This is a genomic window from Variovorax sp. MHTC-1 (genome assembly GCF_003984645.1).
In the GTDB taxonomy this organism is placed as follows: Bacteria; Pseudomonadota; Gammaproteobacteria; order Burkholderiales; family Burkholderiaceae_C; genus Variovorax.
Window position 1 is genome coordinate 304,113 of record NZ_RWKI01000006.1, and the last position, 24,900, is coordinate 329,012.

Annotated in this window: 25 protein-coding genes; 15 read left to right on the forward strand and 10 right to left on the reverse strand. The window is 67.3% G+C overall.

Annotation, left to right across the window (positions count from 1 at the left end; genetic code table 11):
- Window positions 1–4: 4 nt before the first annotated feature.
- From EJI01_RS13315 to EJI01_RS13330, 4 genes are all read right to left on the reverse strand, one after another.
- Window positions 5–1,258 (reverse strand): M20 aminoacylase family protein, encoded by a 1,254-nt coding sequence (locus tag EJI01_RS13315; RefSeq protein ID WP_126837616.1) that lies wholly within the window; start codon window positions 1,256–1,258, stop codon window positions 5–7.
- Entirely contained in the window at window positions 1,258–2,238 is a 981-nt protein-coding gene (locus tag EJI01_RS13320) for an ABC transporter permease (protein WP_126837617.1), read from the reverse strand. The genes EJI01_RS13315 and EJI01_RS13320 overlap by 1 nt, the downstream gene beginning before the upstream one ends.
- Before the next feature lie 136 nt (window positions 2,239–2,374).
- Complete coding sequence (locus EJI01_RS13325; RefSeq protein WP_126837618.1) at window positions 2,375–3,955, reverse strand: ABC transporter substrate-binding protein; 1,581 nt, start codon at window positions 3,953–3,955, stop codon at window positions 2,375–2,377.
- A 184-nt stretch (window positions 3,956–4,139) separates the two neighbouring features.
- Window positions 4,140–5,384: a porin gene (locus EJI01_RS13330; RefSeq protein WP_126837619.1), complete on the reverse strand. Its 1,245-nt coding sequence runs from the start codon at window positions 5,382–5,384 to the stop codon at window positions 4,140–4,142.
- A 283-nt stretch (window positions 5,385–5,667) separates the two neighbouring features.
- On the opposite strand from EJI01_RS13330, the gene coq7 reads away from it, so the two are divergent.
- Window positions 5,668–6,297, forward strand: a complete 630-nt coding sequence (gene coq7, locus EJI01_RS13335) for a 2-polyprenyl-3-methyl-6-methoxy-1,4-benzoquinone monooxygenase (RefSeq protein ID WP_126837620.1) — start codon at window positions 5,668–5,670, stop codon at window positions 6,295–6,297.
- A 20-nt stretch (window positions 6,298–6,317) separates the two neighbouring features.
- On the opposite strand, the gene EJI01_RS13340 is transcribed toward coq7, so the two are convergent.
- Entirely contained in the window at window positions 6,318–6,767 is a 450-nt protein-coding gene (locus EJI01_RS13340; RefSeq protein ID WP_126837621.1) for an OsmC family protein, read from the reverse strand.
- A gap of 251 nt (window positions 6,768–7,018) precedes the next feature.
- Between EJI01_RS13340 and ilvA the strand changes: the two genes are divergently transcribed.
- Window positions 7,019–8,572, forward strand: coding sequence for a threonine ammonia-lyase, biosynthetic (gene ilvA, locus EJI01_RS13345; protein ID WP_126837622.1), 1,554 nt, complete (start codon window positions 7,019–7,021; stop codon window positions 8,570–8,572).
- Between the two features lie 15 nt (window positions 8,573–8,587).
- On the opposite strand, the gene EJI01_RS13350 is transcribed toward ilvA, so the two are convergent.
- Complete coding sequence (locus tag EJI01_RS13350; protein WP_126837623.1) at window positions 8,588–9,106, reverse strand: type II secretion system protein N; 519 nt, start codon at window positions 9,104–9,106, stop codon at window positions 8,588–8,590.
- A gap of 82 nt (window positions 9,107–9,188) precedes the next feature.
- On the opposite strand from EJI01_RS13350, the gene gspG reads away from it, so the two are divergent.
- The 10 genes from gspG to gspE all read left to right on the forward strand — a co-directional run bounded on the left by gspG (window position 9,189) and on the right by gspE (window position 18,680).
- Entirely contained in the window at window positions 9,189–9,629 is a 441-nt protein-coding gene (gene gspG / locus EJI01_RS13355) for a type II secretion system major pseudopilin GspG (protein WP_126837624.1), read from the forward strand.
- On the forward strand, window positions 9,604–10,107 hold the full coding sequence (locus EJI01_RS13360; protein ID WP_126837625.1) for a prepilin-type N-terminal cleavage/methylation domain-containing protein: 504 nt from the start codon (window positions 9,604–9,606) through the stop codon (window positions 10,105–10,107). Before gspG ends, EJI01_RS13360 begins: the two co-directional genes overlap by 26 nt.
- Window positions 10,104–10,469 (forward strand): type II secretion system minor pseudopilin GspI, encoded by a 366-nt coding sequence (gene gspI / locus EJI01_RS13365; RefSeq protein WP_126837626.1) that lies wholly within the window; start codon window positions 10,104–10,106, stop codon window positions 10,467–10,469. The genes EJI01_RS13360 and gspI overlap by 4 nt, the downstream gene beginning before the upstream one ends.
- Window positions 10,469–11,134, forward strand: a complete 666-nt coding sequence (locus tag EJI01_RS13370) for a type II secretion system protein J (RefSeq protein WP_126837627.1) — start codon at window positions 10,469–10,471, stop codon at window positions 11,132–11,134. The genes gspI and EJI01_RS13370 overlap by 1 nt, the downstream gene beginning before the upstream one ends.
- Window positions 11,131–12,213: a type II secretion system minor pseudopilin GspK gene (gspK, locus tag EJI01_RS13375; RefSeq protein ID WP_126837628.1), complete on the forward strand. Its 1,083-nt coding sequence runs from the start codon at window positions 11,131–11,133 to the stop codon at window positions 12,211–12,213. Before EJI01_RS13370 ends, gspK begins: the two co-directional genes overlap by 4 nt.
- 133 nt (window positions 12,214–12,346) lie before the next feature.
- Window positions 12,347–13,555, forward strand: a complete 1,209-nt coding sequence (gene gspL, locus EJI01_RS13380; RefSeq protein WP_126837629.1) for a type II secretion system protein GspL — start codon at window positions 12,347–12,349, stop codon at window positions 13,553–13,555.
- On the forward strand, window positions 13,552–14,115 hold the full coding sequence (gspM, locus tag EJI01_RS13385) for a type II secretion system protein GspM (protein WP_126837630.1): 564 nt from the start codon (window positions 13,552–13,554) through the stop codon (window positions 14,113–14,115). The genes gspL and gspM overlap by 4 nt, the downstream gene beginning before the upstream one ends.
- 14 nt (window positions 14,116–14,129) lie before the next feature.
- Window positions 14,130–14,927, forward strand: a complete 798-nt coding sequence (gene gspN, locus EJI01_RS13390; RefSeq protein ID WP_126837631.1) for a type II secretion system protein N — start codon at window positions 14,130–14,132, stop codon at window positions 14,925–14,927.
- 2 nt (window positions 14,928–14,929) lie between these two features.
- A complete protein-coding gene (gene gspD / locus EJI01_RS13395) occupies window positions 14,930–17,248 on the forward strand; it encodes a type II secretion system secretin GspD (RefSeq protein ID WP_126837632.1) in 2,319 nt (772 codons plus the stop codon).
- Window positions 17,249–17,258: 10 nt separating this feature from the next.
- Window positions 17,259–18,680: a type II secretion system ATPase GspE gene (gene gspE, locus EJI01_RS13400; RefSeq protein ID WP_126837633.1), complete on the forward strand. Its 1,422-nt coding sequence runs from the start codon at window positions 17,259–17,261 to the stop codon at window positions 18,678–18,680.
- Between the two features lie 87 nt (window positions 18,681–18,767).
- On the opposite strand, the gene EJI01_RS13405 is transcribed toward gspE, so the two are convergent.
- Window positions 18,768–19,340, reverse strand: a complete 573-nt coding sequence (locus EJI01_RS13405) for a hypothetical protein (protein WP_126837634.1) — start codon at window positions 19,338–19,340, stop codon at window positions 18,768–18,770.
- A 95-nt stretch (window positions 19,341–19,435) separates the two neighbouring features.
- Here EJI01_RS13405 and gspF point away from each other — a divergent pair, with 95 nt between their 5' ends.
- The 3 genes from gspF to EJI01_RS13420 all read left to right on the forward strand — a co-directional run bounded on the left by gspF (window position 19,436) and on the right by EJI01_RS13420 (window position 23,439).
- Complete coding sequence (gene gspF / locus EJI01_RS13410; protein WP_126837635.1) at window positions 19,436–20,668, forward strand: type II secretion system inner membrane protein GspF; 1,233 nt, start codon at window positions 19,436–19,438, stop codon at window positions 20,666–20,668.
- A 7-nt stretch (window positions 20,669–20,675) separates the two neighbouring features.
- Entirely contained in the window at window positions 20,676–21,575 is a 900-nt protein-coding gene (locus EJI01_RS13415) for a 5'-nucleotidase (protein WP_126837636.1), read from the forward strand.
- A 97-nt stretch (window positions 21,576–21,672) separates the two neighbouring features.
- Window positions 21,673–23,439, forward strand: a complete 1,767-nt coding sequence (locus tag EJI01_RS13420; RefSeq protein ID WP_126837637.1) for an ABC transporter ATP-binding protein/permease — start codon at window positions 21,673–21,675, stop codon at window positions 23,437–23,439.
- Here EJI01_RS13420 and queC read toward each other — a convergent pair.
- Genes queC through EJI01_RS13435 form a run of 3 tightly spaced genes read right to left on the reverse strand, consistent with a single transcriptional unit; the run spans window position 23,418 to window position 24,836 of the window.
- Complete coding sequence (queC, locus tag EJI01_RS13425; protein WP_126837638.1) at window positions 23,418–24,119, reverse strand: 7-cyano-7-deazaguanine synthase QueC; 702 nt, start codon at window positions 24,117–24,119, stop codon at window positions 23,418–23,420. The two genes, EJI01_RS13420 and queC, sit on opposite strands and share 22 nt — an antisense overlap.
- 37 nt (window positions 24,120–24,156) lie before the next feature.
- The gene (locus EJI01_RS13430; protein WP_126837639.1) at window positions 24,157–24,363 is read right to left on the reverse strand and encodes a hypothetical protein; all 207 of its coding nucleotides are present in this window, start codon (window positions 24,361–24,363) and stop codon (window positions 24,157–24,159) included.
- Window positions 24,360–24,836 carry a DUF1854 domain-containing protein gene (locus tag EJI01_RS13435; RefSeq protein ID WP_260602439.1) on the reverse strand — a complete coding sequence of 159 codons (477 nt, stop codon included), beginning with the start codon at window positions 24,834–24,836 and terminating at the stop codon, window positions 24,360–24,362. Before EJI01_RS13435 ends, EJI01_RS13430 begins: the two co-directional genes overlap by 4 nt.
- Between the last annotated feature and the right edge of the window lie 64 nt (window positions 24,837–24,900).

A 24,900-nucleotide genomic window follows, 5' to 3' on the forward strand; every position in this document is an offset into this window, starting at 1 on the left:
AGGGTCAGTACGCCGTTGAGGCGACTTTGTTCTTGGTGGGTTTGCCGGCAGCGGCCAGTGGCATGCCCTGCTCGATCAGGCCGGCATGCAATGCGGCACCGAGCGGCAGGATCTCGTCGTTGAAATCGTACTTGCTGTTGTGCAAGAAAGCGCCGCCCCGGGCGTCCTGCCCGATGCGCATGTAGGCGCCCGCCTTCTTCTGCAGCATGAAGGAGAAATCTTCGGCGCCCATGCTGGGCTCCATGTTGCGCTCGACGTTGTGCGCGCCCACCAGCGACTGCGCGACGTCGCCGGCGAACATGGCTTCGGGCGCCGTGTTGATGGTGGCGGGATAGATGCGTTCGAACTTCACCTGCGCCGTGGCCCCGAAGCCGGAAGCGACGGCGGCGCACAGCTCCACGAGCCTTTGCTCGACCTGCGCCTGCACCCTGGCGCTGAAGGTCCGCACGGTGCCCACCAGCATCGCCTTGCCCGGCACCACGCTCATGGCGCCGAGATCGCCGGCCTGGACTGCGCAGATGCTGATCACGGCCGCGTCGATCGGGCGCACGTTGCGCGACACGATGCTCTGCACCGCCGTGATGATGTGCGCGGATACCAGCACCGGATCGACCGTGAGGTAGGCGTGCGCGCCATGGCCGCCCTTGCCGGCGATTTCGATCGTGATGCGATCGGCGGCTGCCATCATCGCGCCGCGGTTGATGCCCACCGTGCCGGCGGGCAGGCCGGGCCAGTTGTGCATCGCATAGACCGACTGCACGGGGAAACGGTCGAACAGGCCGTCTTCGATCATCGCGCGCGCGCCGGCAAAGCCTTCTTCGCCCGGCTGGAAGATCAGGACCGCGGTGCCGTCGAAGTCGCGGGTTTCGGCGAGGTAGCGCGCGGCGCCGACCAGCATGGCCGTGTGGCCGTCGTGGCCGCAGCCATGCATCAGGCCCTGCTTGGCCGACGCCCAGGCGAAGTCGTTTTCCTCGCGCATGGGCAAGGCATCCATGTCGGCCCGCAGGCCGATCATGCGGCGGCTGGCCGTAGACCGGCCGCGAATCACGCCGACCACGCCGGTCTTGCCGATGCCGGGGTGGATCTCGTCGACGCCGCAGGCCCGAAGCGCCTCCTGGACGCGGCCGGCCGTGTAGACCTCTTCGAAGCCGAGTTCGGGATGCGCATGCAGGTCGCGCCGGAAGGCGGTGATCTCCGGATAGAAGCGCGCGATGTGCGCGAACGCCCTGCCGTTCGCCTGCAGACGTAGCTCGCTCATCAGTGGCCTCCCGCGCGGCCGATGCGCAGGCGCGGATCGACCACGAAGTAGAGCAAATCGACCACCAGGTTGATGACGACGAAGATCAGGGCGATCAGGCACAGGTAGGCGGCCATCACGGGAATGTCGGCAAAGGTCACGGCCTGGATGAACAGCAAGCCCATGCCGGGCCACTGGAAGACGGACTCGGTGATGATCGCGAACGCGATCAGCCCGCCCAGTTGAAGGCCCGTGATGGTCATCACCGGCACCAGCGTGTTCTTGAGCGCGTGGCCGAAATGGATGACCCGATCCGACAGGCCGCGGGCACGTGCGAACTTGATGTAGTCGGTGCGCAGCACCTCGAGCATTTCGGCACGCACCAGCCGCATGATCAGCGTGAGCTGGAAAATGGCGAGTGTGACCGCCGGCAGCACGATGTGGTGCCATCCGTCGGCTCTCAGGAGGCCAGTGCTCCACCAGCCGATCTGCACCGTTTCTCCGCGACCGAAGCTCGGGAACCAGCCGAGCAGCACCGCAAAGACGAGGATCAGCAGGATGCCGATCAGGAAGGTGGGCAGCGAGACGCCGAGCAGGGAGATCGTCATGAACACCTGGCTCATGAATGTGCCGCGGCGCAGCGCCGTGTAAACCCCCATCGGAATACCGATCAGCAAGGCCAGGAAGGCCGCAGCCAGCGCCAGTTCGAGGGTGGCCGGGAAGCGCTCGCCGATCAATCGCGAGACCTTGCTGCCCTGCCGCAGGCTCAGCCCGAATTCGCCTTGCGCGGCATTGACGAGGAAATGCCAGAACTGCACGAAAAAGGGCTTGTCGAGCCCGAGGCCGGCACGCAGTTCGCGAATCTGCTCGGGCGTCGCGTCCTGGCCGAGCAGGAACACCACGGGGTCGCCCACGTACTGGAAAAGGAGGAAGGCGATGAAGGCGACCGTGATCATGACAATCACGGCCTGGATCAGGCGGCGCAGTACGAAAGCAATCATTCAGCAAAGCATGTGTTCAACGATGCTAGCAGAGCAAGGTGCGTGCCCAAGAGGTGGTTCCCCGGGTTGCGCCTTGCTCGAAGCCGAGCCAAAAAGAGGCGCAACGAGGCGCCTGCAGCAAACGCTTCGCAGCGCGTCAGTTCACCTTGATGACGCGCCAGTCGAGGCGGTTGTCGGCGCGATGGATCACGTCGATGTTCTTCTTCATGGCCCAGGGAATGATCTGGTTGTGCAGCGGAATGTGGGAGACGTCGTCGTTCTGCAACTGCAGCGCCTCTGTCAGCAGGCGGTCGCGCACCGGGAGATCGGTTTCCGTCTTCACGCGATCGATGATCTGGTCCATCTTCGGATTGCTGTAGCGGCCGACGTTGTAGTTGCCGTCACCCCCGCTGCCCACGGTACGCGTGAGCGACTGCAGACTGTAGAGCGCATCAAAGGTGGGCACGCCCCAACCCAGCATGTAGATGCTGGCTTCGTAGCGCTGGATCATCGGGAAATAGGTCACGAGCGGCAGCGTGCGAAGCTTCGCCTTGACGCCCACGCGCGCCCACATCGCGGTCACGGCCTGACAGATTTCCTCGTCGTTGATGTAGCGGTTATTGGGGCATGCGAAGTCCACCTCGAAGCCATTCGGGTAGCCCGCGTCGGCCAGCAGCTTCTTGGCGGCCTCCACATCGTAAGGATGGCGCTTGTGCACGCCTTCGGTCCAGCCGTTGACCTGCGGCGCCACCAGCGCACCGGTAGGCTGGCTCAGGCCCCGCATCGTCACGCGATTGAGACTAGCGCTGTCGATCGCCTGGTAAAGCGCCTTGCGCACGCGCTGGTCCTTCAGCGGGTTCTTGCCCTTCACGCTGGAGCCGGGCAACTCGTCGCGGAACTGGTCCATGCCGAAGAAGATGGTACGGTTTTCAACGCCATCGATGACCTTCAGGTTGCCGCTCTGGCGCAGGCGCCCCAGATCTTGCGGGCTCGGATCCAGCACGAAGTCGATCTCACCCGAAAGCAGCGCCGCGACACGCGTGGCCTCGGACTTGATCGGGCTGTAGACCACTTCCGTCACGTTGGTGTCGTTCTTGCCCCAGTAGTTGGGGTTCGGCACGAGCACGAGGCGTTGGTCCGGCTGCCATTCTTTGACCATGTACGGCCCCGTGCCCATGGCGTTCCGGTGGGCGTAGCTTTCCTCAGGCGTCTTGATGTCCTTCGGCTCGACTGACTTGTTCTTCTCCGCCCAGGCCTTGCTCATGATGCGAAGCTCCGTCAGCTGATTCAGCAGCACGGGATTGGGGCCCTTGAGCAGGACGTCGACCGTATTCGCATCGATCTTGACTACCTTGTCGATGCCCTGGGTGTAGACCGCGTAGTTCGAGGTCTTGGACATCGCGCGAGTCAGCGAATACACCACGTCCTCGGCCGTCAGCGCCGAGCCGTCGCTGAACTTGACGCCGCTGCGCAAGGTAAAGCGCATCTGGGTGGGCGTCACGAGCTTCCAGCTGGACGCGAGTTGGGGCTCCGGTTTGAAGGTCTTGCTGTTGTAGTAGACCAACGAGTCGTAGATGGCCGCGTGCACGCCATTGCCCAGTGCGTTGTTCTGCGAATGGATATCGAGCGTCGGGATGTCGCTCGCGCTCGTCCACTTGAAAGTCTTTGCATGCAGCGTGGGGGCTGCCAGCACAAAGGCCGCGAGGGCGACAGGAATCAGTACGCGCTTGGAATCCATGGTTAACCATCCGTCACAAAGTCAAAACGCGGACTATGCAACACCCGGGCCAGCTTCGGACACGGGAGAACTCCGACCAAGGGATATCCCTGTTCGAGAAAGCCCGAGCAAGAAAAAAGCCGCCCGACTTGCGTCGGGCGGCTTTCAAGACTTCCCATCAAAGCTGGCTTGCGCCAGCGTCAAATCAGAAAGCGTGACGGATACCGATGTCGTAGCCGGTCGAGGTCTTCGGCTGGAAGGCTTGTCCCGGCAGCACGGCCGAGGTGGTCACGAACGACGGGCCGCCGACGGTCAGGTTTGCACCATCCTTGTTGCGGATGCGGGCCACCGTTGCGTACAGAGCCGTGCGCTTCGACAGGTTGTGCACGTAGCCGATTGCAAGCTTGTTGGCCTTCGGGTCGTCGATGAGCGAGAACGGCACGTTCAGGTCGTACTTGACATGCGAGTACGACGCGCGAATCAGACCAGCGCCAACCGGCACGGTTACGCCGAGCAGGTAGCCCTTGAGATCGATGTCGTTGTTGAAGGTACCGCTGAAGAGCGGCGTATCGACATCGATTTCGTTCTTGGCTTGCGAGTACTCACCGAAGAGCTTCACGACGCCGAAGTCGTACGAAGCGCCGAGGTTGAAGGTCTTCACCGAGGTGGTGGTGCCAGCGAAGAAGTCGTCGCCGATCGTGCTGTTGCCATAGGAGGCAGCGACGTCCAGTGGGCCGTTGGCGTAGCCGAAGCGGCCGCCGACGTAACGACCGGTACGCGAGCTGTTCAGCGTGGCCGGCGTCACAGTACCCGGATCGAAGCTATTACGCTCGTGGAAGCCGTACATCACCTGGCCATAGAAGCCACCGAGGTTCGGGGGCAGGAAGTAGCCGACCGTGTTGCTGGCGCGAACGTAGTTGCTGCCGGTCACGTTGGTGATGCCGGGCACGCTCGTGGTTGCACCGCCGAGCCAAGCGCCGAAATTGGAGTTCGCGGTGCTGATCAGGTTGGTGCCAACGCCATTGGTGCCGAACGGGTCGAACACGGTGTCGTTCCAGAACGTCGGGGTGTAGTCACGACCCAGGCGGATTTCACCGAAACCACCCGACAGGCTCACGGTCGAGCGGCGAGCGAAGGTCGCAACGCCTTCTTGGCCGTTGTCATTGCTGATCGGGGCTTCGAGCCAGAAGCTGGCAGCCAGGCCACCACCGAGGTCTTCCGTACCACGGAAGCCCAGACGGCTGGAGTTGTAGCCCGAGTTCCGCAGTTCGGTGCGGCTGGCCTTGATGCTATCGGTGAAGAAGGGGGTAGCCGGGAAGCCGACGTTTTCCGACTTGTTCGAGTAGCCGCTGACAGCAGCGTCAACCACACCAAACAGCGTGACCGACGACTGAGCCGAGGCAGCACCGGCAACAGCCAAGGCAGCCAGGGCAACTAGAGATTTTTTCATTGCAAGTTTCTCCAAGGTTAAACATAGGGCTCCGGTGCGAAAGGGCTCACCGTGACTGGCACATTTGTGCTCCTACCGGACCCCGGGCCAACCTCCTTTTGGGAAGTTGTCGCTATTGCACCAGAGCCGTCTCACCAGGGCAAAGCAAATCGCCCGAAATCGCGGCTAGCCTCGACGTTTCGTTGCAGCAGTGCAACAAAGCTTTAGCAGTCGTCACGACACCACGATGCAAAACAAGACCTGCCCTGCATGAGCTCTATTTCGGATCGGTTCCAATCGCCCCATGAATCCTTCGCTCGACTCCGTCCTGGCCGTCGCAGATGCGGCCTTGCGCACCTTGTTCGCGAGGCCGCATGCGACGCGGGCCGCCCCGCGGGCGGTGGATCCCGCAGGCGAGCTCAGCGAGGCCGAGCGCCGAGAGGCGGGCGCGTTGATGCGGGTGAATCATGTCGGGGAAGTGTGCGCCCAGGCCTTGTATACAGCGCAGGCTGCCGTTGCGCGGGATCCGGTGCTGCGGGCGCATTTCGACGCGGCGGCGCGTGAAGAAACCGACCATCTCGCCTGGACGCGACAGCGCCTCGACGAGCTAGGGGCCCACCCGTCGGTGCTGAACCCCCTCTGGTATCTGGGCGCGTTCGGGCTGGGCCTCGTTGCCGGACGGCTCGGCGATCCGCTGAGTCTGGGCTTCGTCGCCGAAACGGAGCGCCAAGTGGAGGCGCACCTGGACGGTCACCTCGGCCGCCTGCCGGCCGGCGACACGGCGTCGCGGGCCGTGATCAACCAGATGAAGCTGGACGAAGCGCGCCACGCAGCGCAGGCATGGAGCGCCGGCGCCCAGGAACTGCCGGCACCGACCAAGGCCCTGATGCGCCTGGCCTCGCGCGTGATGACGACGGTCGCCCACCGCATCTGACCGGGCGAGTCCGGCCGCGCTCAGGTTTCGATCAGATCGAAGCTGGTCGTGATCTCGGCGGTCTTGGCCAGCATGATGCTGGCCGAGCAGTAGGTTTCATGACTCAGCGCGATCGCGCGTTCCACGGCGGCGGCAGGTATTCCCTTGCCCGCCACCGTGAAGTGCATGTGGATCTTGGTGAAGACCTTGGGATCTTTTTCCGCCCTCTCGCTGGTCAGCTTGACGCTGCAGCGCTCGACCTGGTGCCGGCCGCGCTTCAAGATCAGCACCACGTCGTAGGCGGTGCAGCCGCCGGTGCCGGCGAGCACGGTTTCCATAGGCCGGGGCGCGAGGTTCTGTCCGCCGTTCTCCGGCTTGGCCGCATCCGGCGCTCCGTCCATCATCAGGACGTGGCCGCTGCCGGTCTCGGCGACGAAACCCATCGCCGATCGAGCACCCGCGTTGCCGCTCCAACTTACTGTGCATTCCATTTTTTGCAGACTCCAGGGGGTCACGGCGGGGCAAAAAACCACGCCGACGTAGATTTGTGTTGGAAAAGCGTCACCCGCTTGTTGCAACGCAACAAACAAACGATATACTTTATTTCATCGCACACGAACGCGTGTGCGCCGGTTGTCTCCTCCACCCTCCCAATTGGTGGATTTAGCCCCGAGCCGCAAGGCCCGGGGCTTTTTTCTTGGGGCTGCCTGCCTCGGTGCCGCAGGCCTATGATCGCGGCCCTATGCCCAAGCCGACAGCGCCGCTCACCCCCGCCGATTACCTGAAGAAGATCCTCACCGCCCGCGTCTACGACGTCGCGGTGGAGTCCGCGCTCGAACCGGCGCGCGCCTTGAGCGCGCGGCTGGGCAACACCGTACTGCTCAAGCGCGAGGATCAGCAACCGGTCTTCAGCTTCAAGCTGCGCGGCGCGTACAACAAGCTGGCACAGTTGAGCGCCGAACAGCTCGCCAAGGGCGTGATCTGCGCGTCGGCCGGCAACCATGCCCAGGGGGTGGCGCTCGGCGCCCACAAACTGGGCGCGCGGGCCGTGGTGGTGATGCCGGTGACCACGCCCCAGCTCAAGATCGACGCGGTGCGCGCGCTCGGCGGCGAAGTGCAGCTGCATGGCGACAGCTATTCCGATGCCTACGTGTACGCCCTCGAACAGCAGAAGATGCACGGGCTGACCTTCGTGCATCCCTTCGACGATCCCGACGTGATCGCGGGCCAGGGCACGATCGCGATGGAGATCCTGCGCCAGCACCAGGGTCCGCTCGATGCGGTGTTCGTCGCCATCGGCGGCGGCGGCTTGATCGCAGGCGTCGCCAACTACATCAAGGCCGTGCGGCCCGAGATCAAGGTGATCGGCGTCCAGATGAACGACTCGGACGCGATGATGCAATCGGTCGCGGCCCGCCAACGCGTGACGCTCCCCGATGTCGGCCTGTTTTCCGACGGCACCGCGGTCAAGCTGGTCGGCGAGGAAACCTTCCGTGTCGCCAGCGACCTGGTGGACGAGTTCATCACGGTCGACACCGATGCCGTCTGCGCCGGCATCAAGGACGTGTTCATAGACACCCGCAGCATCGTCGAGCCCGCCGGTGCGCTCGCGGTGGCCGCGATCAAGCAGTATGTCGAGGCGCACGGCACGCGCGGCGAGACCTATGCGGCCATCCTCTGCGGCGCCAACATGAACTTCGACCGGCTGCGCTTCGTGGCCGAGCGCGCCGAGGTGGGCGAGGAGCGCGAGGCGCTGTTCGCAGTGACGATCCCGGAGGAACGCGGCAGCTTTCGCCGCTTCTGCGAACTGGTCGGCCAGCTGCCGGGCGCATCACGCAGCGTGACCGAGTTCAACTACCGCATCAGCGATGCCAGGGAAGCGCACGTGTTCGTGGGGTTGACCACGACAGCGCGCGGCGAATCGAAGACGATCGCCGACACCTTCATTGCGCACGGTTTCGGCGCCATCGACCTCACGCACGACGAACTCGCGAAGGAGCACATCCGCCACATGGTCGGCGGCCGCACCGGCCTGGCGCACGACGAGCGGCTCCTGCGCTTCGTGTTTCCCGAACGCCCCGGCGCCCTGCTGAAGTTCCTGAGCCTCATGCGGCCGACCTGGAACATCAGCCTCTTCCACTACCGCAACCAAGGCGCCGACTACGGCCGCATCCTGGTCGGGCTGCAGGTCCCGGCGGCCGACCATGCCGCGTTCGACGAATTCCTCCGGACGCTCGGCTATCCCTTCGTGGAGGAAACCGCCAACCCGGTCTACCGATTGTTCCTGCAGGCCTGAGGCCCGGCCGGCGCCTCAGCGCGGCGGAGCTGGCGCCACCACAGGCGGCGGAGCGCCAGGCACCGCAGGCGGCGGATTCGCGGCCAGCGGTCTCACCGGCAGCTGCAATGTGAAGGCCGGCGCCGAATCGACGCTCGCACCCAGGGCTGCGGCGCGCGTGCTCACGGACTGCAGCACATAGCCGTCCGCCACCTTGGCACCGACACGGAATGGCCGCGGCGGCTTGCCGTCGACGGCGATCAGCGCAGCGCCCTGCTGATCGGTGTCGGCCACGACCCCCTGCAGCACGAAGCGGCTTGCCGCATCGGGCGTTGCCGCGACCACGGCCTGGCTGGGCACCGCACCCAGTATTTGCGCCACCGCCGCGGAGTCCACGGTCAACGACGCGCCGGTGCTCACCGCAGGAGGTGCGACGGCATCGGACGGCGCCATCAGCCGCAGCCCCCAGAACACGATGCTCGCAGCCGCAAGCGCCCAAAGGCCGGTCGTCGCGATAGCCGACGGCCAGCGGGCGGGTGCATAGGGAACTGACATGGGGCCGGATTATCATTCAGCCAATGCCGCAAGGCCCGCTTCTTTTGAGGCCCGCTTCTTTTTGATCCCCTTCCCACCTTTCATGCCACTTTCTCACCGCCCCATTACGCGCGCCCTGCAGCGCGGCTTCACGCTGATCGAGCTGATGGTCGTGCTGGTCATCATCGGCGTGCTGGCGGCCTTGATCGTGCCGAACGTGATCGAACGCGCCGACGATGCACGCGTCACCGCCGCCAAGACCGACGTCAACAACCTCATGCAGGCGCTCAAGCTCTATCGGCTCGACAACCAGCGCTACCCCACATCGGAACAAGGCCTGCAGGCACTGCTCACCCGCCCCACCAGCGGCCCTGCCGCACCCAACTGGAAGCCCTATGTCGAAAAGCTGCCGAACGACCCCTGGGGCCGGCCTTACCAGTACATGAACCCGGGCCTCAAGGGCGAGATCGACGTGCTTTCGCTCGGCGCCGACGGCCAGGCCGGCGGCGAAGGCAAGAATGCCGACATCGGCAGCTGGCAATAAGCGCTGCGGCCCTCGCTCCGACAGCGCCCGCCGCCGCACCGGCGGTTTCACGCTGCTCGAACTGCTGGTGGTGCTTGCGATCATCGCGCTCGCCACGGCCGGCGTCGGGCTCGCGCTGCGCGATTCGGGCCAGGCCACGCTCGATCGCGAAGCCGAGCGCCTCGCGGCGCTGCTCGAATCGGCACGCGCGCAATCGCGTGCCAGCGGCATCGCGGTGCGCTGGCGTCCGACGCCCCAAGGCCCCGGCAACTTCATCTTCGACGGCCTGCAGCCCGGCACGCTGCCGACCGCCTGGCTCGCCGACGGCATCGCGGCGCAACCCCTGGCCGCCGACGGTTCCGCGGTCCCGGCGCTGCAGCTGGGGCCCGAACCGATCATCGCGGCGCAGCAGGTGCTGCTGACCGCCGATGGTCCGCCGGTGCGCAGCCTGCGCATCGGCACCGACGGGCTGCGGCCTTTCACGGTGGTCGCGCCATGACCGGGCGCCGGCAGGCAGGTTTCACGCTGATCGAAGTGCTGGTCGCACTCGGCATCGTTGCGATCGCACTGATGGCCGGCTCGCAGGCCACGATGGCGCTCACGCGCAACGCGCAGCGCCAGTCGGATCTGCTGCTCGCGCAGCTCTGCGCCGAAAACGAACTGATCAAGGCCCGGCTCGCGCGCCAGTTGCCGGCGGTCGGCGATGCCGGCCTGGTCTGCACCCAGGCCAACGTGAGCTTCGCCGTCACCATCTCGACCACGCCCACCCTGAACCCGAACTTCCGCCGCGTCGACGTCCAGGTACGCGATGCGGTTGACGCGCCGGTGCTGCGCCTGTCCACTGTCGTGGGACGCTACTGATGCGCAGATCCAAGGGCTTCACGCTGATCGAGCTGTTGGTCGCGATCGCGGTGATGGCGCTGCTCGCGCTGGTGAGCTGGCGCGGCCTGGAGGGCATGGCGCGCGCGCAGGCCCTGAACCGCGAACGAGGCGACGCCATGCTCACGCTGCAGGCCGCGCTGTCGCAATGGAATGCGGATCTCGATGCCACGACGGCGCTGACGCAGATCCGGCCCATGGACTGGGACGGCCGCGTGCTGCGCCTCACGCGGCGCAGCACCGACACCGCCCAATCGGTGGTCTATGTGGTCGCCTGGACCCTGCGCGCCGATGCCGCCGTGGGCGCGCGCTGGCAGCGCTGGCAATCGCCCGGCATCACCACCCGCGTCGAATGGCAGCAAGCCTGGGACCGCGCCGCCGCATGGGGCCAGGATGGCGGCAGCAGCACGGGCTCCGGCAGCGAGCTGCGCGGTGCAGAGCTCGGACTGATGCCGGTCGAGGCCTGGCAGCTCTACTACTTCCGCAACGACAGCTGGACTCCGGCCGTCGGCGCCGAGGTGCTCGGCACAGGCACGCCCCTGCCCGACGGCGTGCGCCTGGTCCTGAGCCTGCCTCCCGGCCAGGGGCTTGCCGGGCTGCTGACCCGCGACTGGCTGCGGCCCACCGCCATGGCGCCCAAATCATGAAGCCGCGATCGAAGTCCGCCAGAGACACGCGCGGTGCTGCCCTGCTGGCCGCCATGCTGACCGTCACGCTGGTCGCCACCTTCGCCGCCGCGGCGCTCTGGCAGCAGTGGCGCGCGGTCGAGGTCGAGGCGGCCGAACGGGCGCGGGTGCAGTCGGCCTGGGTGCTGATCGGCGCGCTCGACTGGTCGCGCCTGATCTTGCGCGAGGACGCCCGCGCCGGCGCCGGTGCGGGCGGGGGCGCAGACCATCTGGCCGAGCCCTGGGCCGTGCCGCTGGAGGAGGCCAAGCTGACGAGCTTTCTTTCGGCCGAGAAGAACATCGCCAGCGATGTGCTCGAAGGCCTGCCGGACGCCTTTCTTTCCGGCCGCATCATCGATGCCCAGTCCAAGCTCAACGTGCTGAACCTGGTGGTAGGCGGCAAGCCGGTGCCCGCATCGGTCGTCGTATTCACCAAGCTGTTCGAACTGCTGGGCCTGCCCGCGCAGGAACTGGCGGCGCTGACAGCCAATCTGCAACGAGCGCTGCCGGTTGCCGCGACGACGGGCGCAGGCACAGGCACAGGCACAGGCACAGGCACGGGCACGGGCAGCGGCTCCCGCCCCGGCACCACGCCTCCCGCGGTGACTACCGACACCTCGGCCACCGGCCCGCTGATGCCGCAGCGCACCTCCCAACTGGTCTGGCTCGGCCTCTCGCCCAACACCGTGGCCGCGCTGGAGCCCTACGTCACCGTGCTGCCGGTGGGCAGCAAGCTCAACATCAACACCGCCAGCGCCGAAGCCTTGTTCGCCAGTGTCCCCGCGCTCGATCTGGCCGGCGCCAAGCGCCTGGTGGCGCAGCGCACGCGCAGCCACTTCCGTACCCTGAGCGACGCCAACCGTCTCTTGCAGGAGAGCTCGGTGCAGTTCAGCGAAGGCCAGCACAGCGTGGGGAGCAGCTACTTCGAAGTGCATGGACGGCTGCGGCTGGACCGCACCTGGGTGGAGGAACAGTCGCTGTTGCGGCGCGACGGCATCGAGGTTCGCATCGTGTGGCGTGAACGTGGTGCGGGCGCCACGTCAGCGCCGCCGAAGTCCTGAAGCAGAAACTTTTAGTCACGCATATAAGATAAAAAGCACGGGAGCGCCCACGCCACGGGCGTGACGCGCTATCAAATATGTAGCGGGTGGATGTGAACCATCCACCTACAATGACCACCCCTCACCGATCGCCATGGCCTTATTGCTCGTCACCGTCCCGCCCCCGCCCGCTCCCGCCGGCGGCGAGTACGGCTGGGCGGTCTGGTCCAGCGACGGCCGCAAGCTGCGGTCTCAGGGAAGCGCGCCGCCGGCCCTGCTGCCGAGCGGGGACGAAGTGATCCTGGGCGTGCCTGCGGCCGCCCTCTCCTGGCATCAGGTCACGCTGCCGCAGGGCAGCATGAGCGGTGCCGTGCGCGTGCGCTCGGTGCTCAACGGCCTGCTCGAAGACCGGCTGCTCGATGAACCCGAGCTGCTGCATTTCGCGCTGGAGCCCGGCGCACGAGCCGCCACGCCCGCATGGGTGGCGGCCTGCAACCGGATCTGGCTGCGCAGCGTGGTGCAGGCCCTCGAAGCCGCCGGCCGCCGCGTCACGCGCATCGTTCCCGAATTCGCGCCGCAGCCGGCCGGCGCAGCCCCGATGGTCTTCGCGATCGGCGAGCCGGACGCCGCGCAGCTCGTGATCTGCGATACCCAGGGGGTGACCGCCCTGCCGCTCGACGGTGCCGGCGTTGCGCTGCTCGGCACGCCCCCCGAAGGCACGACGATGCTGGCAGAACCTGCGGTGGCCGAACAGGCCGAAAGCCTGCTCGGGCGCCGCGTGCCGATCGTCAAGCCGGCGGCACGCTGGCTGCAGGCCAGCCGCTCGCCGTGGGACCTTGCGCAATTCGACCTGGCGTCCACCGGCCGCGCCCGCGCGAGCAAGAAGCTGGCAGGGATCTGGCGAGCCGCATGGCACGAGCCCGAGTGGCGTGCGGCGCGCTGGGGCGCGCTGGTCCTGGTGCTGGCCCAGCTCATCGGCCTCAATGCCTGGGCCTGGAAGGAGCGCAGCGCGCTCGACGGCAAGCGCGCCGCGGTGAACAGCATCCTCAGGCAGACTTTCCCGTCGGTGCAGCTGGTGGTCGATGCCCCGGTGCAGATGGCACGCGAAGTCGCCTCCCTGCAGCAGGCCACCGGCGGTGTTGCCGCAGCCGATTTCGAACCCATGCTGGGCGTGCTCGCAAGCAGCCTGCCGCCCGGCCGCGTGCCCAATGCCATCGACTACAGCGCCGGCCAGTTGCGGCTTCGCGGCCTGGGCTTGAAGCCCGCGGAGGCAGACAGCCTCTCGGCCACGCTGTCCGCGCGCGGCTACAGCGCGCGCAGCGAAGGCGATCTGCTGCTGGTCCAGGCAGAGGCCGCGCGATGAACAGCTGGCTCGAATCCCTCGAAGCACGCTGGCAGGCCTGGTGGCCCGAACTCGAGCCGCGCGAGCAGCGCATGATCGCGATCGCCGCCGCGCTGGTGGTGCTTGCCCTGCTCTGGTGGGTAATGCTGGCGCCCGCGCTGCGCACGCTGTCGTCGGCGCCGGCCGAGCATGCAAGACTCGATGCCCAACTGCAGCAGATGACCAGCCTGCAGACGCAAGCCAAGGCTCTGCAGTCCCAGCCGCGCGCCAGCCGCGACGACGCCATGCGTGCGCTCGAAACCTCGGTGCGCCAGAGCTTCGGGCCCAACGCCCAGATGCAGCCGGCCGCCGCCGGCGAAGGCGTGACGATCGCCATGCGCGCCACCCCTGCCGACACGCTCGCCCAATGGCTGGCACAGGCACGCAGCAATGCGCGCGCCGTGCCGCGCGAGGCGCATCTGACGCGCACCGCGCAAGGCGCTCCGGCCGCCACTCCTCCTGCCGCCGCAGCCGCCGCAGGTGCCGAGCCTTCCGTCGTGCGCTGGAACGGCACGCTGGTCATGGGCCTGCCGGCCCGTTGAGCACCGTCACCACCATGGCCACCCGACGCTCTCCTGTCCTCGGTACATCGACCGGCCGGCGCTGGGCCATTCTGGGCGCGCTGATCGGCGCGGTGCTGGCGCTCTCGGTGTACGCGCCGGCACGATGGCTGGCGGCCTTTCTGGCGGCGCGAAGCGATGGCCACCTGCAACTGGTCAATGCGCGCGGAACGGTCTGGAACGGCAGCGCGGGGGTCGTGTTCTCGAGCGGCGCCGGCGGCGCCGAATCGATTTCGCTGCCGGGCACGCTGGGCTGGACATTGCGGCCGCGCTGGGACGGCGTGACCGCAGCGCTCGACATCCCCTGCTGCGCGCCAAAGCCGCTGGAGTTCAAGGCGCGTCCGCGCCCCGGCGGATTGCAGCTCGAGTGGCGCGACGGCCAGTCCCGCTGGCCCGCCGCACTGCTCAGCGGTTTCGGCGCTCCGTGGAACACCCTCAAGCCCGAGGGCGTGCTCGATATCTCCATGCAGGGCTTCGCGATGCAATGGGACGGCCCGCAACTGCGGCTCGCCGGCCGCGCTGTCCTCGACGCCACCGACATCTCGTCCAGCCTCTCGACGCTCAAGCCGATGGGCAGCTACCGCATCACGCTCGAGGGCGGGCCGACGCCGACCCTCCTGCTGACCACCCGCGAAGGCAGTCTCCAGCTCAGCGGCAGCGGACGATGGAACGGGAGCGCGCTGCGCTTCGACGGCGAAGCCAGCGCCGCGCCGGGGCGCGAAGATGCGCTCTCGAATTTGTTGAATATCATCGGGCGACGCGAAGGCGCGCGCTCGCTCATCACACTGGGTTGACCATGAAGCAACAGTCTTCGTACGCGACACGCATCGGCACCGCCGCCCTCGCGGCACAGATGCTGATCACCGCCTGCATTCCGGCCGCGTTCGCGCAAGAAGCAGCAGCACCGCCGCGACGCGGCGAGCCGATCACGCTGAATTTCACCAACGCCGAGATCGAATCCGTCGCGCGCACCATGGCGGTCGTGACCGGCCGCGACGTGGTGGTCGATCCGCGCGTGAAGGGCACGATCAACCTTCAGACCGACCGCGCGATCTCTCCCGCCGCGGCCTTCAACCAGTTTGCCGCGGCGCTGCGCCTGCAGGGCTTTGCGATCGTGCAGTCCGAAGGGCTCTACAAGGTGGTGCCGGAGGCCGATGCCAAGCTGCAGAGCAACGCGGTCAGCACCTCGACGTCCGCTACCGCGACGCTGAGCGGCAACCAGATCGTGACCCAGGTCTTCAAGCTCAATTACGAGTCGGCCAACAATCTGCTGCCGGTGCTGCGCCCGCTGATCGCACCCAACAACACGATCAACGTGAACCCGGGCAACAACTCGCTGGTGATCACCGACTATGCCGAGAACATGCGGCGGTTGGCGCGCATCATTGCTGCGCTCGACGTGCCGAACGCCTCCGACATCGAGGTCATTCCGTTGAAGCACTCGGTCGCCACCGACCTGGTGCCGGTGCTCACGCGCCTGGTCGAAGGCGGATCCGCCACCGGGCCCGGACAGGTGCAGGGCACCGCGCCCGGCACCGCCGACGCCTCGTTCCGCACCACGCTCCTGGCCGAGCCGCGCAGCAACGCCGTCATCCTGCGCGCGGCCAACCCCGCACGGTCGCAGCTGGTCCGCACGCTGATCGACCGGCTCGACCGCGCACCGATCGACAGCGGCAATGGCGCGGCCGGCAACATCTACGTCGTGTACCTCAAGAACGCCGACGCGGTGCGGATGGCGATCACCTTGCGGGCAGCGCTCGCGAGCTCGCAGCCGAGCACCCCCGGAGCGCTGGGCGGCGCGGCCGGCGCCCTCAGCACCGCCGGAACCACGCCCGCCGCCCAGCAGCAGCAACAGCAGTTCAGCCAGCTCGGCGCGGGTGCGCAAGGCGGAATGAGCGCCGCCACGGTGCCGATCGCCGGAACGGCGCAGCCCTCCACCGGCGGACAGATCCAGGCCGACCCGGCGACCAACTCGCTGATCATAAGCGCGGCCGAGCCGCTCTACCGGCAGCTGCGCGCGGTGATCGACCGTCTCGATAGCCGCCGCGCGCAGGTGCTGATCGAAAGCCTGATCGTCGAGGTCAATGCCGACAAGGCGGCCGAGTTCGGCATCCAGTGGCAGGCCGGCCTCGGCAGCAGCGGCGACCGCAACGTGGGCGTGATCGGCACCAACTCGAGCCTTGGCGGCGCCAACATCATCGATCTCGCGGTCGGCCTGGCGACCGGCAACGCCGCGACGCGGCCCTCGACCGGCTTCAACTTCGGCATCGGCCATCGCTACGGCAGCGACGGGCAGTACGTGCTGGGCTTCCTGGCCCGCTTCCTGGCCAGCAACGGCGAGGGCAACGTGCTGTCCACCCCCAATCTGCTGACGCTCGACAACGAGGAAGCCAAGATCGTCGTGGGCCAGAACGTGCCCTTCGTCACCGGCCAGTACACCAGCGCCGGCGGCGGCGTCAACACGGTCAATCCGTTCCAGACCATCGAGCGCAAGGACGTCGGCCTGACACTGCGCGTGCGCCCCCAGATCAGCGAGACCGGCACCGTCAAGATGCAGATCTTCCAGGAGGTCTCCAGCGTCGTCGCGTCGACCGTGACCAACCCGAACGGGCCCACCACCAGCAAGCGCTCGATCGAGTCGAACGTGCTGGTCGACGACGGCAACATCATCGTGCTCGGCGGCCTGCTGTCCGACGAGTATTCGACCTCCGAAGAGAAGGTGCCCGGCCTCGGCGACGTCCCGGTGCTCGGCAACCTGTTCAAGAGCGAAGTCCGCAGCCGCCGCAAGACCAACCTGATGGTGTTCCTGCGGCCGACCATCGTGCGCGACCAGCTCTCCGGCGACACGATCACGGCCGACCGCTACGACGCGTTGCGCGCGATGCAGCAGAACATCCAGCCTTCGACCGACAACCCGATGCTCAACTCCGTGCGCGGGGCGCCGGTGCTGCCACCGCTGAGCGACACCGTGCGCGGCGACCCGTCGCGCCGCATCGAGGGCACGCGCCTCATCCCGCCGCCGCTGCCGCCTCAGCACGCACCGCTGCCGCCGAGCCCGATGAAGGGTGCGCTGCCGCCGACGGCCGACCCGTCCACGGCGCGCGAACTGCCTTAAGGATCCTGCCGTGCGCTATCCCCTGCCCTACGCTTTCGCACGCAGCCAGCAACTGCTGCTCGAAGAAACGGAAGAAGGCGCCTTCACCCTCTGGATGCCTCAGGTGCCGCCGCGCAGCGCGATCGGCGAGGTGGCCCGCAAGTACCCCGTCAAGGCCTTCGAGGCGCTGGCGCCCAACGAGCTGGCGCAGCGCATCAGCGCCGCCTATGCGCAAGGCGAATCGAACGCCGCCGCGGTCGTGAGCGAGGTCCAGGGCGATGCCGATCTCTCGCGCATGATGCAGGAGCTGCCGGCGGTGGAAGACCTGCTCGAAAGCGCCGGCGATGCGCCCATCATCCGCATGCTCAATGCGCTGCTCACTCAGGCCGCGCGCGACGGCGCCAGCGACATCCACATCGAACCCTACGAGCGGACTTCCGCCGTGCGCTTCCGCATCGACGGCACCCTGCGCGAAGTGGTGCAGCCCAACCGCGCGCTGCACGCGGCGCTGATCTCGCGCCTGAAGATCATGGCCGACCTCGACATCGCCGAGAAGCGCCTGCCGCAGGACGGGCGCATCAGCCTGCGCATCGGCACGCGCGCGGTCGACGTGCGGGTCTCGACCCTGCCGTCGGCGCACGGGGAACGCGCGGTGCTGCGCCTGCTCGACAAGACCGAAAGCAAGCTCACCCTCGAAGCCGTCGGCATGCAGGGCGACACGTTGGCACGCTTCCAGCACCTAATCGGCCAGCCGCACGGCATCATCCTGGTCACCGGGCCGACCGGCTCCGGCAAGACCACCACGCTCTACGCCGCGCTCAGCCGGCTCGACGCCGGCCGAAGCAACATCATGACGGTCGAAGATCCGATCGAATACGAGTTGCCCGGCGTCGGCCAGACCCAGGTCAACGCCAAGATCGAGCTGACCTTCGCAAAGGCGCTGCGCGCGATCCTGCGGCAAGACCCGGACGTGATCATGATCGGCGAGATCCGCGATTTCGAAACCGCGCAGATCGCGATCCAGGCATCGCTCACCGGACACCTGGTGCTGGCCACGCTGCACACCAACGATTCGGTCAGCGCGGTGACGCGCCTGACCGACATGGGCGTGGAGCCCTTCCTGCTGAGTTCCTCGCTGCTCGGCGTGCTGGCGCAGCGCCTGGTGCGCAGGCTCTGCCCGGTCTGCGCCGTGCCCTCGGCCGCCGGCGACGAGGCCGAACCCGTGGGCTGCGACGCCTGCGGCCAGACCGGCTACCAGGGCCGCACCGGCATCTTCGAACTGCTGGTGGCCGACGACACGGTGCAATCGCTGATCCACAACCGCGCGCCCGAAAGCCAGCTCTTCGTGGCGGCCGAACGCGGCGGCCTGCGTTCGATGCGCGAGGACGGCGAGCGGCTGGTCAAGACCGGCGTGACCTCGCGCGCCGAGCTGCTGCGCGTGACGAGAGACTGATCGGCCAATCGGCCGCGGCCGAGCCGCCCCCTCGGGGGTGGAGTTACACGCAGCGAAGCGGAGTGAAAAGCCGGGGGGCCAAGAGAGTCATTCCATGACGACCAGATTGCGCGTCTGCGGATCCGTTTCCACATGGCGCACGCGGCCAGCATTGTCGAACAGCACCTGGAACTCGCTGAAGCTGCCGAGCCACATGCGCCAGACCGGCGCGTCGAGGTTCGGGTTTTCGCTGCTCATCGGATAACCCACGGCCATCGCCACCTGCTCGCGCGTCATGCCCTTTGTGACGCGCGCCGACTTGATCGCGTCCCTGATCTTGGGCGGGTAGCCCGCGATCTTGCGCGCCGGGTCTTCGCTCACCACGTAGCGCTTGGCGAAGGTGCCGAGATCGAGGTCGCGGCTGTAGTCGTTGCCGATGGCCTGCTTGCTGCCGTTGAGTTCGACCTGCACGCGGTTGCGGCCATAGCCCGTGACGCGTGCCGGCGTACCGGCCGGGATGATCCGCTTACCGCTTTCGGCATAGTTGCCGTCGCTGATCCAGCTGCCGTCACTGCGCATGTTGCAGCACAGGAAGCCGTCGAAAGTGGGTTGCGCCGCGGCGGGAAGGGAAAGCGCTCCCAGCAGCGCTGCGACGGCAACAGCAGTGGTACGAAGCGACATGAAGACTCCTCAGTGTGGTGTTGTGGAAGCCGCGCGGCGAAAAGGCAACGCCAAACGCCGACAATGCGGGTTCGCGCATTTTGTCGCCAGTCACCATGCCCGCCTATTCCTTTGAAGCCATAGACCAACAGGGCCAGCCCCGCAAGGGCGTGCTCGAAGCCGACACCGCTCGCAGCGCCCGCGGGATGCTGCGCGCACAGGCGCTGATTCCGCTGGCGGTGACCGTCGTCGGCAGCGTCGAGAGCGGCGCCGCGCCCGACCGGAGCTGGCTCCGCCTGCTGGGCGGCAAGCGCGTCTTCAACTCCACCACCCTCTCGGTCTGGACGCGGCAAATCGCCGGCCTGGTCTCTTCCGGCCTGCCGCTCGAACGCGCGCTCACCGCGCTGACCGACGAAGCCGAGACCGAACAGCAGCGCAACCTGATCGCCTCCCTGCGTGCCGAGGTCAACGCGGGCTCGCCCTTCGGGCGGGCGCTGGCCCAGCATCCGCGCGAGTTCTCGCCCATCTACACGGCGGTGATCGGCGCCGGCGAGCAAAGCGGCAATCTGGGCCTGGTGCTCGAGCGCCTGGCCGACGACCTCGAGCAGCGGCAGGCGCTGCAGCAGAAGCTGGTCGGCGCGGCCCTGTACCCGGCGATCGTGACCCTGGTCGCCATCGTGATCGTGATCTTCCTCGTCAGCTACGTGGTGCCGCAGGTGGCCAACGTGTTCGCGGGCACGAAACGGGCGCTGCCCATCCTTACCGTGGCGATGCTGGCCCTGAGCGACTTCGTGCGCAACTACGGCTGGGCGATGCTCGGCGCCATCGTGCTGGCGACCCTCGGCGCCCGCATCGCGCTGGCGCGCGCCGCCGTGCGCGAGCGCTTCGACGCCGCCTGGCTCGAGCTGCCGCTGGTCGGCCGGCTGGCCCGCGGCTACAACGCGGCGCGCTTCGCGAGCACGCTCGCGATGCTGGCGACGGCCGGCGTGCCGATCCTGCGCGCGCTGCAGGCCGCGTCCGAGACGCTGAGCAACCGCGCGATGCGCGCCGACGCGCTCGACGCGCTGGTGCTGGTGCGCGAAGGCGCACCGCTCGCTTCCGCGCTGGCACAGAAGAAGAGATTCCCCGGCATCGTCTCGATGTTCGCCCGCCTCGGCGAACAGACCGGCACCCTGCCGCTGATGCTGCAGCGCGCGGCGACCCAGCTGGGCGCCGAGGTCCAGCGCCGCGCGATGCACCTGGCGACCATCCTCGAGCCGCTGCTCATCGTGGCCATGGGCGGTGTGGTCATGCTGATCGTGCTGGCAGTGCTGATGCCGATCATCCAGCTCAACCAGTTCGTGAGGTAGCCGCTCCATGCCCGTGACCCTCGACGACAAGCTGGTGGTCGCGATCTCCTCGCGCGCGCTGTTCAACCTCGAGGAAGAGAATCGCCTGTTCGATGCCGGAGACCCCGATGCCTACATGAGGCTTCAGCTCGAACGACTGGACGTTCCCGCTGCGCCCGGTATCGCTTACTCGATGATCCGCAAGCTGCTGCGCTTCAACGACGACGGCGTCCAGCGGGTGGAGGTGGTGATCCTCTCGCGCAACGATCCCGTCTCCGGCATGCGCATCTTCAATTCCGGAGCCGCGGCGGAGCTGCGTGTTCAGCGCGGCGTGTTCACGCAGGGACGGCCTCCCTACCGCTACCTTCGGCCGCTCAACGCCGACATCTTCCTGTCGGCCAATGCAACAGATGTGCGCGAAGCGCTCGCCGCCGGCTTTCCCGCCGCGCACGTCCGCGTTGACGGCGTGCTCGCCAGCGCCCTGCATCCCGACGAAGTCCGGATCGCCTTCGACGGCGACGCTGTCATTTTTTCCGACGAAGCCGAGAAGGTGTACCAGCTGGAAGGCCTGGACGCGTTTCAGGCACACGAGACAAGCAAGGCCTCCGTTCCGCTGGGGGCCGGCCCCTTCAAGCCCTTCCTGGTGGCATTGCACAGGCTGCAGCACGCGTCGAACACCGGGATGCGCGTCCGTACCGCACTTGTCACGGCGCGCGGCGCGCCGGCGCACCGGCGCGCGATCCAGACCCTGATGAACTGGAACATCCGCATCGACGAGGCCATGTTCCTCGGCGGCCTGCCCAAGGGCGAGTTCCTGCGCGAGTTCGAGCCCGATTTCTTCTTCGACGACCAGACCGGCCATGTCGACGCGGCCGCGCGCCACGTGCCTTCGGGCCACGTCGCAAGCGGCATCAGCAATCTGCGCTGACCCGGCGCTTCAGCGCCGTCTAAGAATGCGGCGCGTCCAGGCGATACGATGAATGCAAGGCGCAGCTTCGCGCGCCGGCCAACTCACGCTCATCCCAATGACTACTCCCGACGGTTCCACGAGCTTGCTCTCGACCCTGCGCCGCATCGGCGCGCTGGCCGCGCCCTACTTCAGCTCGGAAGAAAAATGGAAGGCGCGCGGGCTGCTCGCCACGATCGTGGCGCTCAACCTCGGCACGGTCTACATGCTGGTGCTCAACAACCAGTGGTTCGGGCGCTTCTACGACGCGCTGCAGAACAAGGACCAGGCGGTGTTCTGGAGGGAAATCGTCTTTTTCTGCTGGATCGCGGCCGGCTACATCGTGATCGCGATCCTCAAGTTCTATCTGACGCAGCTCCTGCAGCTGCGCTGGCGCGCCTGGATGACGCGCAGCTATCTCGCGCGCTGGATGGCCGACCGCACCTTCTACCGCCTCGAACTCGCGCGCTACGGGCAGCAGGACGGCCAGACGCCCGACAACCCCGACCAGCGCATCCAGGAAGACATGCAGCTCTTCACCGACTACACGATGACGCTGTCGATGGGCCTGCTCAATGCCGTGGTGACCCTGGTGAGCTTCATCGGCATCCTCTGGACGCTCAGCGGCGTGGTCAGCGTCCCCTTCTTCGGCAGCAGCTACACGGTGCCGGGCTCGATGGTGTGGATTGCGCTGGCCTACTGCGCAGCCGGCACCGTGATCACGCACTTCATCGGGCGGCCGCTGATCGGCCTGAACTTCCAGCAGCAGCGCTACGAGGCCGACTTCCGGCACCACCTGATGCGGGTTCGCGAATACAGCGAAGCCATCGCGCTCGATCGCGGCGAACAGGTCGAACATGGCCAGCTCCAGCTGCGCTTCGGCTCCGTGCTGAAGAACTACCTGAAGCTGATCGGCAAGCAGAAGAACCTGGTCGCCTTCACGGCTTCCTTCGGGCAAGCCTCGGTGATCTTCGCCTTCATCGTGCAGGCGCCGCGCTTCTTCAGCGGCGCCATCCAGCTCGGCCAGCTGATGCAGGTCAACTCGGCTTTCGGGCGCGTGCAGGATTCGCTCAGCTGGTTCGTCGACAACTACGACCGCGTCGCCGTCTGGCGCGCCACCGCCGACCGGCTCACTTCCTTCGAGGCCGCCATGCGAGCCCACGCCGGCGCGGCCAGCGCGGTGGAGCGCGCGCCCTCCGGCGGCGGCGAAGGCTTGCGCGCCGACGACCTCACCGTGGCGCTGCCGGGCGGAGCGTCGCTGATCCAGAACGCCGCGCTCATGGTGAAGCCCGGCGACAGCGTGCTCCTGCAAGGCCCCTCGGGCAGCGGCAAATCGACTTTGTTCCGTGCCTTCGCGGGCATCTGGCCCTTCGCCCGCGGCCGGGTGTCGATGCCGGAGAACGCGATGTTCATTCCGCAGCGGCCCTACGTGCCCGACGGCCGGCTGCGCGATGCGCTGGCCTATCCGCAGCCGGCGAGCGAGTACAGCGACGCGCAGCTGAAGCAGGCGCTCGAGGATGCCCTGCTGCCCGACCTTGCAGCGCGCCTGGACGACAGCGACGCCTGGACCCAGAAGCTTTCCGGCGGCGAGCAGCAGCGCCTGGCGATCGCGCGGGTGCTGCTCAAGAAGCCGGCTTGGCTGTTCGCCGACGAGGCCACCAGCGCGCTCGATGCGCAGGCCGAGGAGACGCTGTACAGGCGCCTGGCCGAGGGCGTGCGTGCGGCAGGAGGAGCCATGGTGTCGATCGCCCACCGCGCCTCGGCCGGGGCTTTCCATGACAAGCGCTGGACCCTGGTGCCGCAGCCCGAAGGCGCCGATGCGCGCTACCGGCTGGACGCGGCGTAGCGCTCCCAGCCGCGCGCGCGCAGCTCGCAAGCCGGGCAGCTGCCGCAGCCATGGCCCCAGGCATGGCGCTGCGTGCGGTCGCCGAGGTAGCAGGTGTGCGTGTCCTCGACGATCAGCTCGACCAGCGGCTCGCCGCCCAGGCGGTGCGCCATCGCCCAGGTCGCGGCCTTGTCGATCCACATCAACGGCGTCTCGATCACGAAACGCCGATCCATGCCGAGCGAAAGCGCGAGCTGCATCGCCTTCATGGTGTCGTCGCGGCAGTCGGGATAGCCCGAGAAGTCGGTCTCGCACACGCCGGTGACGATCACCTCCAGCCCGCGCCGATAGGCCAGCGCGCCGGCCAGCGTGAGGAACATCAGATTGCGGCCCGGCACGAAGGTGTTGGGCAGTCCGTTGGCCTGCATCTCGAACGCGATGTCCTGCGTGAGCGATGAACTGCTGACCTGGCCCAGCACGTCGACGTTCAACAGGTGGTCTTCGCCCAGCCGCGGCGCCCAATGCGGGAAGCGCTCGCGCAGGTGCGCAAGCACGGTGGTGCGCGCCTCGAGCTCGACGCGATGGCGCTGGCCGTAGTCGAAACCGATGGTCTCGACGCGCTCGTACTTGGCGAGCGCCTCGGCCAGGCAGGTGGTGGAGTCCTGGCCGCCGGAGAACAGGACGAGGGCGGTGGTGTGCATGGTGGTGGTCGACGTGTCGGGCGGGGGTGCAAGTTTGTCAGGGCCGGCCTTCCAGCAAGTCCTTGACCTGGCGAGACGTCACGTGTGGCACGTGGAACGGCAAGACGAAGATCCAAAAACCCGCCTTCTTTCGCATCAGCAAGCGCCGCTCATCGTCAGAGACCACTCCTGAATTCGTTTCCCGAGGCGTCGGTGAGCGCACACGCGTTCGGTTTTTTGCTGCAGAAAGGGTATCGAACTTCATAGAAACCGCTCCAGCAACTTCCGCGACCCCCGGTCCAGCGCCGTCACATCGGGAATGCGGAACTGCACCCCGTGCGCGCTCGCGATCAGCAGCGCGCCGCCTTCGAGCCGGCGGATGTCTTCCTCGGCCTTGAGCACGAAGCTGGTCTCGCCGCGGTCGGTGCTCACCTGCCAGGTGCTGGGCACGCCGAAGCTCGACACCTTGTGCAGCTTCCGCAGCGTGGGGGCGAAGTCGCGCGCGGCCAGTTCCTGCGCCAGCAGCGTACGCACTTCCTCGGGCAAGTCGTCGACGCGATCGATCCACAGCAGCTCGCGGCCGTCGCTGCCGACCAGCGACAGGCCGTCGCCCGGCGCGCTGAGCGGGAAGGCGCGCACCGGCACCACGCCGGCATGGCGGACGCCCTCGGCGTCGACCAGCACCAGACGGCCGAAGCCGTCGCGTTCCAATTGGCAATCGAGGTTCTTTGCCCCCACGCTTGCCACTTCGTGTGCTGCGCTGCCCCCAAAGGGGGCGTTCGCGCCTTCGGGCGGCCGGGCG

Excerpts from the sequence above, each read along its gene's own strand:
- gspL (WP_126837629.1), top strand. The coding sequence starts at position 12,347 with ATGGCCTTATTGCTCGTCACCGTCCCGCCCCCGCCCGCTCCCGCCGGC.
- EJI01_RS13370 (WP_126837627.1), top strand. The coding sequence starts at position 10,469 with ATGCGCAGATCCAAGGGCTTCACGCTGATCGAGCTGTTGGTCGCGATC.
- EJI01_RS13340 (WP_126837621.1), bottom strand. The coding sequence starts at position 6,767 with ATGGAATGCACAGTAAGTTGGAGCGGCAACGCGGGTGCTCGATCGGCG.
- ilvA (WP_126837622.1), top strand. The coding sequence starts at position 7,019 with ATGCCCAAGCCGACAGCGCCGCTCACCCCCGCCGATTACCTGAAGAAG.
- EJI01_RS13315 (WP_126837616.1), bottom strand. The coding sequence starts at position 1,258 with ATGAGCGAGCTACGTCTGCAGGCGAACGGCAGGGCGTTCGCGCACATC.
- EJI01_RS13350 (WP_126837623.1), bottom strand. The coding sequence starts at position 9,106 with ATGTCAGTTCCCTATGCACCCGCCCGCTGGCCGTCGGCTATCGCGACG.
- EJI01_RS13415 (WP_126837636.1), top strand. The coding sequence starts at position 20,676 with ATGCCCGTGACCCTCGACGACAAGCTGGTGGTCGCGATCTCCTCGCGC.
- gspM (WP_126837630.1), top strand. The coding sequence starts at position 13,552 with ATGAACAGCTGGCTCGAATCCCTCGAAGCACGCTGGCAGGCCTGGTGG.
- gspG (WP_126837624.1), top strand. The coding sequence starts at position 9,189 with ATGCCACTTTCTCACCGCCCCATTACGCGCGCCCTGCAGCGCGGCTTC.
- gspI (WP_126837626.1), top strand. The coding sequence starts at position 10,104 with ATGACCGGGCGCCGGCAGGCAGGTTTCACGCTGATCGAAGTGCTGGTC.
- gspK (WP_126837628.1), top strand. The coding sequence starts at position 11,131 with ATGAAGCCGCGATCGAAGTCCGCCAGAGACACGCGCGGTGCTGCCCTG.
- EJI01_RS13360 (WP_126837625.1), top strand. The coding sequence starts at position 9,604 with ATGCCGACATCGGCAGCTGGCAATAAGCGCTGCGGCCCTCGCTCCGAC.
- gspD (WP_126837632.1), top strand. The coding sequence starts at position 14,930 with ATGAAGCAACAGTCTTCGTACGCGACACGCATCGGCACCGCCGCCCTC.
- EJI01_RS13330 (WP_126837619.1), bottom strand. The coding sequence starts at position 5,384 with ATGAAAAAATCTCTAGTTGCCCTGGCTGCCTTGGCTGTTGCCGGTGCT.
- EJI01_RS13320 (WP_126837617.1), bottom strand. The coding sequence starts at position 2,238 with ATGATTGCTTTCGTACTGCGCCGCCTGATCCAGGCCGTGATTGTCATG.
- EJI01_RS13430 (WP_126837639.1), bottom strand. The coding sequence starts at position 24,363 with ATGAAGTTCGATACCCTTTCTGCAGCAAAAAACCGAACGCGTGTGCGC.
- gspN (WP_126837631.1), top strand. The coding sequence starts at position 14,130 with ATGGCCACCCGACGCTCTCCTGTCCTCGGTACATCGACCGGCCGGCGC.
- queC (WP_126837638.1), bottom strand. The coding sequence starts at position 24,119 with ATGCACACCACCGCCCTCGTCCTGTTCTCCGGCGGCCAGGACTCCACC.
- gspF (WP_126837635.1), top strand. The coding sequence starts at position 19,436 with ATGCCCGCCTATTCCTTTGAAGCCATAGACCAACAGGGCCAGCCCCGC.
- EJI01_RS13325 (WP_126837618.1), bottom strand. The coding sequence starts at position 3,955 with ATGGATTCCAAGCGCGTACTGATTCCTGTCGCCCTCGCGGCCTTTGTG.
- EJI01_RS13405 (WP_126837634.1), bottom strand. The coding sequence starts at position 19,340 with ATGTCGCTTCGTACCACTGCTGTTGCCGTCGCAGCGCTGCTGGGAGCG.
- coq7 (WP_126837620.1), top strand. The coding sequence starts at position 5,668 with ATGAATCCTTCGCTCGACTCCGTCCTGGCCGTCGCAGATGCGGCCTTG.
- EJI01_RS13420 (WP_126837637.1), top strand. The coding sequence starts at position 21,673 with ATGACTACTCCCGACGGTTCCACGAGCTTGCTCTCGACCCTGCGCCGC.